This window comes from Exiguobacterium sp. s102, assembly GCF_018618635.1.
GTDB classification, from domain to species: domain Bacteria; phylum Bacillota; class Bacilli; order Exiguobacteriales; family Exiguobacteriaceae; genus Exiguobacterium_A; species Exiguobacterium_A oxidotolerans.
Map to the genome: position 1 here is coordinate 914,510 of NZ_JACSML010000001.1, position 15,245 is coordinate 929,754.

The following is a 15,245-nucleotide window of genomic DNA, read 5'->3' on the forward strand; positions in this document are numbered from 1 at the left end:
GGAAGTCTTGCATATCCTCGAATGCTTCATAGCACTTGATTGGAGAAGATATCTATTTCAGTACGGACTAAGTAAATTATAATAAATCAATGTTATCCTATTCGTTATTTTCCGATTCAATTAAGCATAGATATGATATGTTAAATTTAGCTGGTCAGGGTGAAATTTTAAGGCCGACTCAAGTCATCGACTTATCATAGCACCATCACTGTTGCGACAGGCAGACGGTTTAGGGAGGTTCATAATGACACAATTTAAAGCAGTTGCTGAAGATATGTATCAAACGCTTCTTACGAAGGAACATCAATTGATAGAATTGATTAAAGCTCAGAATAAACCGGACGATGAATTGGAACGGACTTTATTTGCGATTCGCGTTGCAAAGGATATTCTTGAAAATCGAGTTGTTTTTGGAAAAACAGTAACCATTACATATCCGCAAGGACAGTTAATCTTACGGTAAAAGTATTAAAAAATAAGGAAATTCCTTTTAGATTACGTCTAAAAGGAATTTCCTTATTTGCAGTGTGGCTAAAAAGATAATTGTGCTTTCTTTTTACGAAATTCACTTGGTGAATAACTACTTTCTTTTCGGAATACTTTATTGAAGTAATTTGAATTTGGATAACCTATTTCTTTAGCGATTTGATCAATTGTTTTAGACGTCTCTGTTAAGAGGGCAGCAGCTCGTTCGACACGAAGCCGAGTAATGTAATGGTTTGGCGTCATACCGACAGTCTTTTTGAACAAGCGCGAGAAATGGTGACGTGATAACCGAGCGACCGTCGCTAAGTCCTCAATACCCAACGAATCTGCATAATGTTCATGGGCGTAAACTAAAGAACGAGCGATAGAGGGCGGTGTGTCGGTTAGCATGTCGGTTGGATTAGCAAGAAATGTTTCGAGTGCCATCAAAAAAGTATAACCAAGAGCCGAAGCTTGAAATCCATCTGAAATCGTATCACTTGCTGCTGCATCATAAATAGTGGTTAATCGTTTAATCGGTTCAGATTCCGGATGAAAGCGGACGACAGGACCGAATCGTTTTCGTAGCTTAGTGAAGCAAAGGTTAGCAATTTCACCTTGTAATGTAATATAGATGAACGTCCAATCAGGCTCTCCCTCAATGACACCATATTCAAAATCACTTGGAACAGAAACAATGAAGCCATGTCCGGGGTCAAGTCTATAATTTTTTCCATCTATACGTAATTGACCTGTGCCGGAAAGTGTATATTGAAAAATCAGACTTCCTTTATCGCGACGCTCTAATCCATTCCACTGATAGAGAGAGGATGTTTGATGATCTTTTCCAACCGACCAGATTTGAACAATATCATTTACGAATTCCGGAAAACGAAAAGCATAAGAACCATATTCAATCTCATTTGTCATATCATTTCTCCTGATAGCATAAATTAGCTAATTAAAAAGCATAAAATGATTAAATAAAACTAAAAATATTTAAAAATAATCATTTCAAATATTTATTTCGTAAATATAGCATAAAATAACATAGAAAACGCTCTAAATTTAAAAAAAGAGCACAATAAGACGTAAAATGAAGAAGAAATAGCTTCTTGTGATAACGCTTACAAAAAAATAAACTAATTATAACGAATTCAGTACTTCATACATCATTTAAAGGAAACGGGGTCTATTGTAATGGAATGGAAACAACACTTTGACACACCTAAAAAGGTAGCTGCGCTGATCATTATGTTCTTTGTTATGTTTACGCTTGGAGCAATTAATTATTCAAAAGGAGTAATACTCCCGCGTGCCCAAGAGGATTTAGGGTTTGGTTATAACGACATTGGAATAATGATGGGAATTTACTATACGGGATTTTTCTTATCAAGTTTATTTGGAGGATACATATCAGATAAACGCGGTATCCGGTTCATGATGGCAGGTGGAACGATCATTATGATAATCGGTTTGACTGGTACAGGATTTTCAAACAATTTTGCAATATTTGCTTTGTTTTATGCGATCGTCGGGATAGGGCTTGGAACGATGACGATTGGTTCAAATGCAATTGTTCCACCCATTTTTCCACAAAAACAAGGCTTAATGTTTAACGTCATGATGGGAGTATACGGAATTGGTGCATTCATTGCTCCGCTCCTTTTGAACTATCTATTTGGCGTTGCTGTATCTTGGCGTACAATCTATATCGTACTCGGGGTTACTTTAATCCTCTTTGCATTCTATACACTGAAGGCGCCAATGCCTAAGCAAACTGTTGAAAAGGAAGCCCTTGATTTAAAACAATTTTTTGGGATGTTAAAAAATCGTCAGTTCGTTTTATTGATGTTGTTACTAACACTATACGTTGGGGCGGAAGCGGGATTTGCCAGTTGGCTTCCAGCCTATCTTGAAGGAATTCAACTGGAAGAAGCCCGTTCAAAAGGTGCGTTGTATCTTTCAATTTTCTTCGCTGTTTTTACAATAGGACGTTTACTGGGGGGAATCATCGTCGATCGATACGGTGAAAAACGAGTGATTTTCGTTTTTGCATCTCTTGCTATTTTGACATTTAGCTTCGCTAAATTCGGTCCAGATTCGATTGCCATATTATATGGTGTGTCAGGTGCATTTTTTTCAGTCATTTTCCCGACGGCAATTGCGCTCGCTACATCGCTATTTAAAAATGCGGGGTCAGCACTTGGGTTTTTATATACGGCAGCAGGTCTAGGTGCGATGTTTTCAACTTGGCTCGTTGGATATATGATGGAATTTGTCGGTGTTCGTGCTGGTTTTAACTTACCGCTGTTCTTCTTGATAGGGGTTGTACTCTGTACATTCTTCATCAAGGATCAAGTCAAAGAAGTGAAACGTAATCAGGAAGAAGCTTCTTAAAAGAGAAAGGAGGAATTTTCTATGGCGATTTATTACAATAGTTCACCTACACCACAATTTCATATTCAAGGTAAGGATTTTAGCTATATTCTTCACGTTTTACCGAATGGTCAGCTTGGTCATTTATATTATGGAAGAAAAATCAGGCATCAAAAGAATTTTTCACATCTTATGCGCCAAGTACCACGAGCAACCCTTTCATGTGTCACAGAGGGTGACCTTGCTTTTTCGTTAGAAACGACACAACAGGAATTTCCGAGTTACGGTACGACGGATTATCGCGAACCTGCATTCCAAGTCGTACATGAAACAGGGCATCGAATAAGTGAGTTAATATACGTATCACATGATCTTTTTAAAGGGAAATCGAAACTTGATGGTCTTCCTGCTACTTATGTAGAAGATGAAACAGAGGCAACAACCTTAAAAATAACGTTACGTGATGAACAATCCGGTCTTGAGACTATTTTGTCATACAGTGTTTTTGAACAGACAAATGCATTATCCCGTCAAGTTAAGTATTGTAATACGGGACAGGGACGACTTGAATTAACACGTGCACTCAGCATGTCAGTTGATTTAGACGATGCCAATTATGAACTGCTACAGCTATCAGGTGCGTGGGCGCGTGAACGACATTTAGAGCAACATCATTTACGTCCTGGGATACAGAGTATCTCAAGTACGCGAGGAACAAGTAGCAGTCAACACAATCCATTTTTGGCCTTGAAACGTCCCGGTACGACAGAGCATTCTGGTGAAGTATTCGGATTCAGCCTAATCTATAGTGGAAATTTCTTAGGGCAAATCGAAGTTGATCATTTTAATACGACCCGTGTCCAGCTTGGGATTCATCCATTTGATTTTAAATGGATACTTGATGCCACGGAACAATTCGAAACGCCGGAAGTCATTTTAGTATACTCGAATCAAGGTATCAACGAGATGAGTGAAACTTACCATCGTTTATACCGGACACGATTAGCGAGAGGTGTTTGGCGTGATCGTGAACGACCAACCTTGATTAATAATTGGGAAGCAACTTATTTTGACTTTGATGAAGATAAAATTGTTACGATTGCACAAACTGCACAGAAACTAGGTGTTGAATTGTTTGTTCTCGATGACGGATGGTTCGGTCAAAGAGAAGATGACACAACATCTCTTGGTGATTGGTATATCAATGAAAAGAAACTTCCAAATGGAATGCCACACCTTGTCAACCGGATCAGACAGACTGGACTGTCATTTGGTTTATGGTTTGAACCGGAAATGGTGTCAAAAAAAAGCCGACTATTCCAGGAACATCCGGACTGGATTATCGAAGTACCTGGCTATCATCATTCACATGGGCGTCATCAATATGTACTTGATTTTTCCCGCGAAGAGGTTGTAGATCATCTCTTTGAACAAATGACTACTATATTAGGAAGTGCCGACATATCTTACGTCAAATGGGATATGAACCGGTATATGACTGAAATTGGTTCTGCTACGTTACCGTATGAACGACAGCAGGAAGTCGCACACCGATATATTTTAGGGGTTTATGCACTTTACGAACGATTAATCGAAGCGTTTCCAGCTATTTTATTTGAATCGTGTGCAAGCGGGGGGGCCAGATTTGATCCTGGTATGTTGTATTATGCACCACAAGCTTGGGCCAGTGATGATACGGATGCAGTCGAACGATTAAAAATTCAATATGGAACGTCAATTGTTTATCCGCTCAGTTCTATAGGAGCACATGTATCGGCTGTACCGAATCATCAAGTCCACCGTCATACGAGTCTTGCCACTCGTGCAAACGTAGCGTTCTTTGGTACATTCGGATATGAATTGGACATCACTAGACTGTCCTTCGAAGAGCAGGAAGAAATCAAGCAACAAATTCATTTTTTTAAGAAGCATCGTAAGTTATTGCACACGGGCATCTTTAAAAGATTAGTCAGTCCTTTTGACGGAGATGGCAACGAGACAGCATGGTCCGTCATCTCTGGAAATAAAGAAGAGGCCCTTATTGCTCACTATCAGGTATTAGCGCGTCCTAATCCACGTTTGAAACGGTTAAAGTTGAGCGGGCTTGATCCAGAGAAAAATTACAGGGTGAATGGAAACGTATATTCTGGTGATGAGCTTATGTACATCGGTCTGAGCTTACCAGAACCTTACACGGGAGCTGACTTGCAGCAAAAAAGCCAGCAAGGAGACTTTAGTTCAATTCTGTATCACTTGGTTGCTGTGCGAATCGAACAAAACTATCTGGAAAAGACGAGTTTTACAAAAGTGGTAAATTAATAAATAAAGTAAAGGAAGACTCTCAGTCGACATCGAAGGATTAATCAAAAATCTCTTGAACGAGGGACCTTTGATTTCGTGCTTCCCTTCCAATTTCATATGTGGAAGCGTTCTTAAACGATACAAAAAGATGACCCCTGCTATGTAGTAAAAGGGGTCATCTTTTAATGTTATTGTTCAAAGCATTTTATCGAGAATGCAAATGTATTTTCTTTGTTAGCCGGATAAAATGCTTCTTCTAATAAAGTGAAGTGCGAAGGGATGGAGGGATAAAAAACATCCCCGTCGATCTCGGCTTCAATTTCGGTCACGTAGAGACGTTTTGCAACTGGCAAGGTTTGGCGGAACAGTTCGCCGCCCCCGATCAAAAAGACTTCTTCTTCTGAATTAATTATGGCAGAGAGTGAATCGAGATTGTACCAAATCGTAACACCGTCTGCTTGAAACTGTTCATCTCGCGTAACGACGATATTTTGTCGCCCGGGTAACGGACGTCCGATTGATTCAAAAGTCTTTCGCCCCATGATGATCGGTTTGCCAAGTGTCACGCGTTTAAAATGAGCGAGGTCAGCTGGAAGATGCCAAGGCATCTCATTATCACGACCGATGACACGATTTTTCGTATAGGCGACGATATGTGAAATCATACGGCGACGACTCCTTTAATGTGTGGATCAGGATCATACCCTTCGATGATGATATCTTCGAAACGGAAGTCCTCTATACGAGTCACTTCGCGGGCGAAACGGAGCCGTGGGAGTGGTTTGGGCGTCCGACTCAATTGAAGATTAACTTGATCCATGTGATTGGAGTAGATATGTGCATCTCCTAACGTATGGACAAAATCCCCGACTTCGAGTTTACAGACATGTGCGACCATATGTGTCAATAAGGCGTATGAGGCGATATTAAACGGTACTCCCAAAAAGACGTCTGCCGAACGCTGGTAGAGCTGACAAGAAAGTTTGCCGTCGGCGACGTAGAATTGAAACAAGAGGTGGCACGGCGGTAATGCCATCTCGTCTACTTGTCCCGGATTCCAGGCACTGACGATGAGGCGGCGAGAATCTGGATTTGTTTTGATTTGCTCGATGACATTTGCGAGTTGATCAACTGTCGTTCCGTCTGGCTTAGGAAAGGAACGCCATTGTGCTCCGTAAACCGGACCTAGATTCCCGTCTTCGTCTGCCCACTCATTCCAAATTCGAACTCCGTTTTCTTGTAGGTAAGCAATGTTCGTGTTCCCAGAAATGAACCAAATCAATTCATGGATGATTGATTTCATATGTAATTTCTTCGTCGTGACCATCGGAAATCCGTCCTTAAGCGGGAACCGCATTTGATGACCGAAGATGCTCGTCGTCCCGGTTCCCGTCCGATCTTCTTTTTTTGTCCCGTTCGTCAGAATTTCATGGCATAGGTCGTGATATTGTTTCATTTGCAAAACTCCCCCTCTAACTCTCTGTTCCCTTATTGTATCTGAAATCAGGAAGATGAGCTAGAGACATGACGGCGAAAGAGATAGCTGAATAGTCCGAATAGCGGGAGGAAATCGCGCCACATCAACTTTTTTTCATCGCGTGAGCGAATGCGGTATAACATAAAAATTTGTAAAATATAAAACATCACGAGGTCGACGGCCATCGTTCGGACGAACTGATTCGTCATGAAGTAAAGCAAGAAAATCGACCAATCGGAACGGGCTAACGCAATCCAGATGATGCACGCTGAAAGGACAGCTAACAGAGGAACGGCAATCAATATCCAAGTGCGCCGACGAAACGGAAGAAATGTCTGTCGCGGAATGGCGAGTGCGAGGTAAGGCATCAAAACGAACGATCCGAGGACGAAGGCGCCGATACTTGCTAACATCGGTGAAGGTTTTAAAAATCGTTTTTCGTCTAAGAACATCATAAAGAATGCAAGCGGATAAATGCCTAGCAGTGTAAACAGGCTCAGGGCTGACGTGTCAAATTGACTTTGATCAAACCGAAGAAAAGAAAATAAAAAACCGTCCGGAAAAACACGATTGTTTCCGAAGGATAAAATAAAGACGATGGCAACAATCCAAATTAAAAATAAAAAATAGCGACGATACACGATGAAACGCCTCCCTTCTCAAATTATTTTCCTCAATCAGTATACTTTAAACATCAAAAGTCTGTGGAAACGGATGTAAAGGTACTGTTTAAAATATTGGAATTCACTTGTTTTAAGTCAAAATGACATGGTACGATGGCGATGAAGTCGTTGGAAGCGCTTAACCGAAATGTGCAAGCGTTTGCCTAAAGCAATCATGGAGGAGTGATGACAAAGTATGGAACAAAAATGGTGGCATGATAGTGTTGTCTATCAAATTTATCCGCGTAGCTTTAATGATTCGAATGGGGATGGAATCGGGGACCTCGTCGGAATCATTGAAAAACTGGATTACTTAAAATTACTCGGGATTGACGTCATCTGGTTGAGCCCGGTCTATGATTCGCCGAATGATGACAATGGATATGATATTCGGGATTATGAAGCGATCATGAATGAGTTCGGGACGATGAATGATTTTGATCAATTGCTTGATCAAGCGCACGCACGGGGAATTAAAATCGTCATGGATTTAGTCGTCAATCATTCTTCAGATGAGCACGCTTGGTTCGCAGAATCACGAAAAAGTAAAGACAATCCGTATCGGGACTATTATATTTGGCGGGCAGCGAATGACGATGGTACATTGCCGAACAATTGGGGCTCAATCTTCTCCGGCCCAGCGTGGGAGTTAGATGAAGCGACGAATGAATATTACTTACACCTCTTCTCGAAGAAACAACCGGATCTGAACTGGGAAAATGAACAATTGCGTCATGAAATTTATGCGATGATTACGCGCTGGTTAGACCGTGGAATCGATGGGTTCCGAATGGATGTCATCAACTTGATTTCGAAAACTCCAGGCCTGCCGGATGCGGATGTTGCACCGGGGGCATTATATGGCGACGGGGGACAACACTACATCAATGGTCCGCGGATTCATGAATACTTAAAAGAGATGAACGATGCGTCGTTCGGGAACTATGATGTCCTGACCGTCGGGGAAATGCCAGGGGCGACGACGGAAGATGCGATTTTATATACGGATCCAGCGCGTGACGAGGTCAACATGGTCTTTACGTTTGAACACATGGATTTAGATTCAGGTCCAGGTGGAAAGTGGGACGTCTTACCGTTCGACTTACAAAAATTAAAGGACAATTTCACGAAATGGCAAGTCGCGTTACACGACAAAGGCTGGAACTCACTCTATTGGAACAATCATGATCAACCGCGTGTCGTCAGTCGCTTCGGAAATGATACGACGTACTGGGTCGAGTCGGCGAAGATGCTCGCGACGTTGTTACACTTGTTAAAAGGAACACCGTACATCTATCAAGGAGAAGAAATCGGGATGACCAATGTCGCCTTCGAGACAATTGAAGAGTATGAAGACATCGAGATTCGGAACATGTGGAAGGAACGGATGGCCCAAGGAGCAAATCCTGAAGCATTACTGCAGGCAGTCCATCGAAAAGGACGCGATAATGCACGGACACCAATCCAGTGGAATGCAGAGCAGCATGGAGGCTTTACGACAGGAACACCGTGGTTGAAAGTCAATCCAAATTATCGTGAAATTAATATCGAACGGGCGTTAGAAGATCCGAATTCGATTTTTTATTACTATAAGAAGCTGATTCAATTGCGTCATGAACACGATTTGGTCGTCTACGGGAAGTATGCGTTGCTCGAAACGGCTAATGATATCTATGCGTATTCGCGGACTTATGAAGGAGAAACGTGGTACGTGTACTGTTCGTTTGCAGAAGAGGAGACAACAGTCGAGGTCGAACACGATACCACGGATATCATAATTGGAAACTATGCCACTGCCCCGACGAATACAGATCAAGAAGTCGTTTTGCGTCCATATGAAGCGGTTGTCTATCGAACGGAATAAAAAAACAGCCCTTTTCTCATTGAGAAAGGGGCTGTTTCATCACACTTAACGTTCATTTTTAGCGATATGTTTGACGGCTTGAACAATCGATTCACGGTCTTGTTTAGTCGTGTGTAGATGTAGTCCGTATAACCGCTCCGTTCCAATCCATTTTTCGTGTAACAGTTGCCCTTCAATTTTTAAAGGTTCCGTGTTGGCAAGCAACGAAAACTCGACGATGATTGTTGTCGTTTTCTGTAAAGGTAACTTGAGTGGGGTCGTGATGGCGATACCACTTGGAGAAATATTATGGATGTGCATCAATCCAGCTGGTGTGCGGCGTCCGTCTTTAACGAGGTAAAACTCACCTGTGATCGGTTCTTTAAAGGTATAGCGAAAAGGTTCATTCCGTTTGATTTTCAATCATCCCACCTCCCACTTCCCATTATCCGTTAATTCAATGAAATCTTCCATCCTCGATTTGATGAATGAAGTCATTGGATTTTTTGATGTCAGGCTGCGAGATCCGTCGAATCAGCAGGCGGGTTCATCCGTTTCGCGATATACATAAATGGTGTCGCGAGCCATGCGATGACGAACTTCGCAACATACGTCGTCAAAAAGATTTGCCACCAAATATCAAACGGGAGACTGTGAAAAGCAATCGCGCAAAACGTTAACGTATCGAGCAATTGGCTGATGACTGTTGAACCAGTTGTTCGGAGCCATAAATTTTTTTCACCCGTCTTTTGACGAATCTTCGAATACATGAAGACATCAAATAGTTGTGAGACCAAATAAGCAGAAAGACTACCGAGTGCAATCCAAGGTAATAAACCGAATAATAAGTTCATCGATGAAGACATGTCCTTCGCGAAAGCATCATTTAGAGGTGAGTAAAGGAGACTGTATTGCATGAGGATGGTCGTAGCAATCAAAGAGAAGAATCCTAAGAAAACACCTTGACGCGCAACTTTTTTTCCGTATTTTTCATTCAAGATGTCCGTGGCAAGATAACAACTTCCATACACGACATTTCCTAATGTGAAAATGTACGAGTAGATATCGACTTGTTGTGTTACTTGGATATTGGCGATGATTGTCGCGATCGCAATCCAGACCATCAATCCCGTTCTACCAAAAAAACGATAACTAAGTAATAACAATCCCATCGTTAAGATAATCGAGGGGAACCATAACCATTCATTCATAAATAATGTGCTCCTTTCTAGGTCATACAGAGCAAAATTTTACGCGTAATTTTAAAATATGTCAAAAAAAAGACGCTCGAGAGCGTCGGTGGTCAATCGGGACGTTGAAGCGAATAACGTTTTCGACGGCCTTTGACGAAGTACCCGTCTGATTCCTGAAAGTCATTGGAAAGGAAAATTTTCCGTGCAATCTGTTCATGAGGTGATGTCGGTAAGACGCGAGCACGTACTTCGTATACTTCAAGGACGTTCGATGTATGCAAAGCGGACTGAACAGCCTTTGTTCCATAACCTTTCCCGCTGTATGAATCAAAAATCATCAAATCGAGCTGGAAGTAATGACCCATTTTTAATAACAAGACACGACCGACGACTTGGTCTTCGACGATAATGTCAAAATAGAAATCCTCTGGGTAACTGTGTTCGAGTGAATCAAAGGCACGAGTGGTCCCGAGTTCCTGATCGTAGCCTCGAATCTCTTGTTTCGTCAGTCCGTAGGCCGGCTCGCCATATTTTACGAAATGTTCGAATTCCACTTGGTCTACATGTCGTAGTGTTCGACGTTTTAAATCCATGACGTTATCCTCCTCTGATAGCAATTACCTGTGCATGTTCATTATAGCGAGTAAAAGAACGAAAAAGCAAAAGATAGCCGATGGGAAGGGAGGAGGGACATCTTTAAAAAAGTATTCGGAAGCACCTGTAAACGGAATGTCGTTGTATCATTTGACGTTGAATATGGTAAAGTAATGATGTAGACATATATGTATTGGAAGGAGATGGAAAAATGTTCACTGAACGAGATGGTATTAAATTACGCCTCGAGCAAATCGAACGATTGTATGCTGATTTGAATCGTGAGGCAAAACAATTGACAGAACGCTTACGTCAGTTGGATGAGCAAGGTGATGATGTACGACATGATGTTGCGTTAAATAAAGAAGATCGGGATCATTTGAAATCAAGTATCGATGAGACGTTGCAGGCATTATTGCAACGGACGACAGTCGACGCAAAAGTCGAGCAAGAAAAACAGGAAGATTTGATTTCTAAAAAAGCACTCATCGAAGATATCGAAGGGTTATTGAAGAAAAAAAAATAAGCTGGCCTGGGCTAGCTTATTTTTTTTCTAAATTAGGCGAGAATACGCCCACTTCTAAACGATCAGGGTGAAGATCGAATGAAGGTGGGAGATGAATCGCCACCCTCTCTTTCAGGTATATCCGTTGTAGGGAGGTGAACGTCATGTTGACTCACAAGGCCTACACATTCAGAATCTACCCGACAAAAGAGCAGGAAATCCTGATTGCGAATACGATCGGTTGTTCGCGCTTCTTCTTCAACCACTTCTTAGCGAAGTCGGATGAGACGTATAAAGCGACAGGGAAGGGACTGTCCTACGGTTCTTGTTCGAAAGAACTCCCGTCGTTGAAGCATGCGTTCGACTGGCTGAAGGAAGTCGATAGCACGTCTGTGCAAACGAGCGTCAAACATCTTGCTGATGCCTTTGATCGCTTCTTCAAGAAACAGAACGAACGACCTCGCTTCAAGTCAAAGCGTAACCCCGTTCAATCGTACAAGACGAACATTCAAGGCAAGTCTCAACTTCCAAAAGTCTCGATCGTTGGCGCAAAAATCAAAATTCCAAAGCTGAAGTGGGTGCGCTTCGCTAACTCGAGGCAGGTCGTCGGACGCATCTTGAACGCGACCATCCGGCGGAACGCTTCAGGAAAATACTTCGTCTCCCTGCTCGTCGAGCAGGAGAGCAACGAAATGCCAAAGACGGGCTCATCCGTCGGCGTCGATGTCGGGTTGAAGCACTTCGCCATCTTGTCGGACGGCACGGTGTACAAGAGTGACCGTTACTTCCACTCGCTTGAGAAGAAGCTAGCGCGCGAGCAACGCAAGCTCTCTCGTCGTCAACGGTTGACCTTGGAGAAGAAAGTGAAACTTTCCGAGGCGAAGAACTATCAGAAGCAGAAGCGGAAGGTCGCCCGCATCCACGAAAATATCGCGAACAAGCGAACCGATTTCCTGCACAAGGTATCGACCGAGATCGTCAAAAACCACGACGTCATCGGCATCGAGACCTTGCAGGTGAAGAACATGCAGAAGAATCGCAAGTTGAGCAAGTCCATCTCCGAGGTCAGTTGGTCGGAGTTCTTCCGCATGCTCGGATACAAGGCGGCATGGTACGGAAAGACCGTCGTGAAAGTCGGCAAGACCTTCGCCTCTAGTCAACTGTGTTCCAGTTGCGGACATCAACACAAAGACGTGAAACATCTTGGCTTGCGTGAATGGACATGCCCGAGTTGCGGCATCCACCACGACCGCGATGTGAACGCAGGATTGAATCTTAAACAAGAAGCTGAACGCCTCTTAGCTTCTTCAACCGTCGGGACGACGGGGTTAGCCTGATCAGGTTTCGACCGTCAGGTCGGATAACTGAGGAATCCTACACCTCTAAGCGAAGCGTAGGTGGAGGTAGTTCAAGGGAGTGAATCAAGTGAAGAAAGAACAGGTGTTGTTGACAACATGTTTAAGACCGACCGTTGCCGTCGAAACACGCTTACATCAGTTGATGCAAGAGGGAGCGCTAGACTTTCAGGTTGTCGAACGTAAAAAGCACAGCATTCAGTCGTTACAACAAACCCACCGCTTACCCCTTTTAGTCGTTGACAAGCAACGGTTGGAATATTATCCGTTAGATGAAGAAGCCTCGTTTTTCTTTCATCCGTCTAGTGCGGTCTTTCGGATAAAACAATTTGATGCATCGGGTCATGATCCATTAATTGCAATCGCCAAGCTTAAGCCGGGAATGACCGTTCTTGATTGCACGCTAGGATTAGGAGCGGATGCAATCGTCATGAGCCATGCTGTCGGCTCAAGTGGTCAAGTCGTAGCGTTAGAGAGTAAAGCAGAAACGGCACTCATCGTTCGTGAAGGACTGATTGCTTGGCAAGAAGGCTATGAGCCGATCAATGATGCCATGCGCCGGATCGAGGTGCTGAACGAACAACACATCCGTTATTTAAAGACCTTGCCCTCGGATTCATTTGATGTCATCTATTTTGATCCAATGTTTGAAAAGACAGTGACGGAGTCGACGCATTTGAACGGCCTGCGCACCCTTGCTGACTATGAAGTATTATCGATTGAGGCAATCGAGGAAGCAAAACGAGTCGCAAAGAGACGAATCGTCTTAAAAGCCCATTTTGAGAGTGAGTTGTTTAATCAATTTGCTTTTGAGCGTATTAAACGGAAATCATCGAAACTTCATTACGGTGTGATTGAATTGACGTAATCTAGTACGACGAAAAAATCTCCACCCTCATCAGTCGACGACTGAACAGGATGGAGATTTTTTTAGTGTTTATTGTGTGACTTCTTTTAATTCTTCTTCCATATCATCAAACTTGTCTTGTACAGAGTCAACAGGTTGTTTCGTAAGAAGGCTGACGACGACTGTAAAGAGAAGACTTGTAAAGAATCCTGGAACCATCTCATAAAGCGTATCGCTAAAGTTGAGTTGGACCCATAGAATAACTGTGACGGCACCAGAGATAATTCCGGCAAGTGCCCCTTGTTTCGTCATCCGTTTCCAGTAAAGTGAAAGCAAGATGATTGGTCCGAATGCAGAACCGAAACCAGCCCATGCGTAACCGACAAGTGAAAGAATCGTCGCTGAAGGGTTCCAGGCAAGGAATGTTCCGATCACTGCGATGGCTAAAACTGCACCACGACCGATTAAAACAAGTTGTTTGTCTGACGCTTCTTTATGCAAGAACGTCTTATAGAAGTCTTCCGTCAGCGCACTTGATGTAACGAGCAGCTGAGAAGAAATTGTCGACATGATTGCTGCCAAGATGGCTGCCATCAAGAAGCCAGTGATATACGGGTGGAACAAGACATCAGCGAAACGAATAAAGACCGTTTCTGGGTCACCGAGTGCATTACCTTGTCCTTCAAAGTAGGCAATCCCGACAAGACCTGTCAACATCGCACCTAAAATTGAGAAGAACATCCAACCAATCCCGATACGACGGGCTTTTTTCAAGTCCTTAACAGAACGAATTGCCATAAAGCGGACGATGATGTGGGGTTGACCGAAGTAACCAAGTCCCCAAGCGAGGAATCCGATGATTCCGAGGACAGTCGTTCCTTTGAACGGATCAAATAGTGTAGGATCTAAGTTGTCCGCATAGTTGAATGCGCCGTCGACACCACCAACATCCGTCAATGCGACGATTGGTACGAGAATGAGGGCGACGAACATGATACAACCCTGGACGAAGTCGGTCCAACTGACTGCGAGAAAACCGCCAAAGAGTGTATAGGCGACAACGACCGCGATCGTCAAGAGCATACCATAATGATAATCAAAGCCAAATGAACTTTCGAACAATTTACCACCCGATACAATACCGGCTGAAGTATAGAACGTAAAGAAGACGATGATGACGATCGCAGAGACCGTCCGTAAGATACGTGATGTATCTTTAAAACGATTCTCCAAGAAGTCTGGAATCGTAATTGAATCGTTTGCCATTTCCGTATAGAGACGAAAGCGTGGAGCGAGGACGATATAGTTGATGTAACAACCAATCAGTAATCCTAATGCAAGCCAAAGTGCTGAAACGCCGGTAGCATACATGGCACCAGGAAGTCCCATCAACATCCAACCACTCATGTCAGAAGCACCAGCAGATAGTGCTGTTACGCCCGGTCCTAAGTTACGACCGCCTAACATGTAGTCTTCCGTGTTTGTCGTTCGTTTATACGCGATGTAACCGATGGCAAGCATCATAAATAGATACAGGCCAATTGAAATCCATTCTTGCGACATAAAAATAAATCCTCCCATGCATGTAGTTGTCGTCGTCTGTTCGGGATAAAAAAGTTAAAAA

The 15,245-nt window shown here is 43.0% G+C and carries 15 protein-coding genes; 7 read left to right on the forward strand and 8 right to left on the reverse strand.

All coding sequences use genetic code 11. The features are described from left to right. The first annotated feature begins 244 nt into the window (after positions 1-244). Positions 245-463 carry a hypothetical protein gene (locus tag KNQ02_RS04470; RefSeq protein WP_088837286.1) on the forward strand — a complete coding sequence of 73 codons (219 nt, stop codon included), beginning with the start codon at positions 245-247 and terminating at the stop codon, positions 461-463. Positions 464-531: 68 nt separating this feature from the next. Here KNQ02_RS04470 and KNQ02_RS04475 read toward each other — a convergent pair whose 3' ends face one another. After that, positions 532-1,395: an AraC family transcriptional regulator gene (locus tag KNQ02_RS04475; RefSeq protein ID WP_214765090.1), complete on the reverse strand. Its 864-nt coding sequence runs from the start codon at positions 1,393-1,395 to the stop codon at positions 532-534. 270 nt (positions 1,396-1,665) lie between these two features. Between KNQ02_RS04475 and KNQ02_RS04480 the strand changes: the two genes are divergently transcribed. Together KNQ02_RS04480 and KNQ02_RS04485 are read left to right on the forward strand one after the other, a co-directional pair. Continuing rightward, positions 1,666-2,865 carry an MFS transporter gene (locus KNQ02_RS04480; RefSeq protein WP_088837284.1) on the forward strand — a complete coding sequence of 400 codons (1,200 nt, stop codon included), beginning with the start codon at positions 1,666-1,668 and terminating at the stop codon, positions 2,863-2,865. Between the two features lie 21 nt (positions 2,866-2,886). Beyond that, positions 2,887-5,163, forward strand: coding sequence for an alpha-galactosidase (locus tag KNQ02_RS04485; protein ID WP_214765088.1), 2,277 nt, complete (start codon positions 2,887-2,889; stop codon positions 5,161-5,163). A gap of 170 nt (positions 5,164-5,333) precedes the next feature. Here KNQ02_RS04485 and KNQ02_RS04490 read toward each other — a convergent pair whose 3' ends face one another. The 3 genes from KNQ02_RS04490 to KNQ02_RS04500 are packed head-to-tail and all read right to left on the reverse strand — an operon-like array spanning position 5,334 to position 7,263. Then, entirely contained in the window at positions 5,334-5,810 is a 477-nt protein-coding gene (locus KNQ02_RS04490) for a dihydrofolate reductase (RefSeq protein WP_088837282.1), read from the reverse strand. Next, positions 5,807-6,601 carry a thymidylate synthase gene (locus KNQ02_RS04495; protein WP_088837281.1) on the reverse strand — a complete coding sequence of 265 codons (795 nt, stop codon included), beginning with the start codon at positions 6,599-6,601 and terminating at the stop codon, positions 5,807-5,809. The genes KNQ02_RS04490 and KNQ02_RS04495 overlap by 4 nt, the downstream gene beginning before the upstream one ends. 47 nt (positions 6,602-6,648) lie before the next feature. Next, complete coding sequence (locus KNQ02_RS04500; RefSeq protein ID WP_088837280.1) at positions 6,649-7,263, reverse strand: hypothetical protein; 615 nt, start codon at positions 7,261-7,263, stop codon at positions 6,649-6,651. 217 nt (positions 7,264-7,480) lie between these two features. On the opposite strand from KNQ02_RS04500, the gene KNQ02_RS04505 reads away from it, so the two are divergent. Beyond that, positions 7,481-9,148, forward strand: a complete 1,668-nt coding sequence (locus KNQ02_RS04505; RefSeq protein ID WP_214807357.1) for a glycoside hydrolase family 13 protein — start codon at positions 7,481-7,483, stop codon at positions 9,146-9,148. Between the two features lie 45 nt (positions 9,149-9,193). On the opposite strand, the gene KNQ02_RS04510 is transcribed toward KNQ02_RS04505, so the two are convergent. The 3 genes from KNQ02_RS04510 to KNQ02_RS04520 all read right to left on the reverse strand — a co-directional run bounded on the left by KNQ02_RS04510 (position 9,194) and on the right by KNQ02_RS04520 (position 10,913). Then, positions 9,194-9,550 (reverse strand): PilZ domain-containing protein, encoded by a 357-nt coding sequence (locus tag KNQ02_RS04510; protein WP_088837278.1) that lies wholly within the window; start codon positions 9,548-9,550, stop codon positions 9,194-9,196. Positions 9,551-9,639: 89 nt separating this feature from the next. Beyond that, positions 9,640-10,338, reverse strand: a complete 699-nt coding sequence (locus tag KNQ02_RS04515) for a queuosine precursor transporter (RefSeq protein ID WP_088837277.1) — start codon at positions 10,336-10,338, stop codon at positions 9,640-9,642. A gap of 92 nt (positions 10,339-10,430) precedes the next feature. Next, a complete protein-coding gene (locus KNQ02_RS04520; protein ID WP_088837276.1) occupies positions 10,431-10,913 on the reverse strand; it encodes a GNAT family N-acetyltransferase in 483 nt (160 codons plus the stop codon). A 212-nt stretch (positions 10,914-11,125) separates the two neighbouring features. On the opposite strand from KNQ02_RS04520, the gene KNQ02_RS04525 reads away from it, so the two are divergent. From KNQ02_RS04525 to KNQ02_RS04535, 3 genes are all read left to right on the forward strand, one after another. Next, positions 11,126-11,440 (forward strand): hypothetical protein, encoded by a 315-nt coding sequence (locus KNQ02_RS04525; RefSeq protein WP_029330516.1) that lies wholly within the window; start codon positions 11,126-11,128, stop codon positions 11,438-11,440. 143 nt (positions 11,441-11,583) lie between these two features. Then, entirely contained in the window at positions 11,584-12,756 is a 1,173-nt protein-coding gene (gene tnpB / locus KNQ02_RS04530; protein ID WP_214807359.1) for an IS200/IS605 family element RNA-guided endonuclease TnpB, read from the forward strand. 88 nt (positions 12,757-12,844) lie between these two features. Next, entirely contained in the window at positions 12,845-13,642 is a 798-nt protein-coding gene (locus KNQ02_RS04535) for a class I SAM-dependent methyltransferase (RefSeq protein WP_214807360.1), read from the forward strand. A gap of 69 nt (positions 13,643-13,711) precedes the next feature. On the opposite strand, the gene putP is transcribed toward KNQ02_RS04535, so the two are convergent. Beyond that, complete coding sequence (putP, locus tag KNQ02_RS04540) at positions 13,712-15,184, reverse strand: sodium/proline symporter PutP (protein WP_088837273.1); 1,473 nt, start codon at positions 15,182-15,184, stop codon at positions 13,712-13,714. Positions 15,185-15,245: the final 61 nt, after the last annotated feature.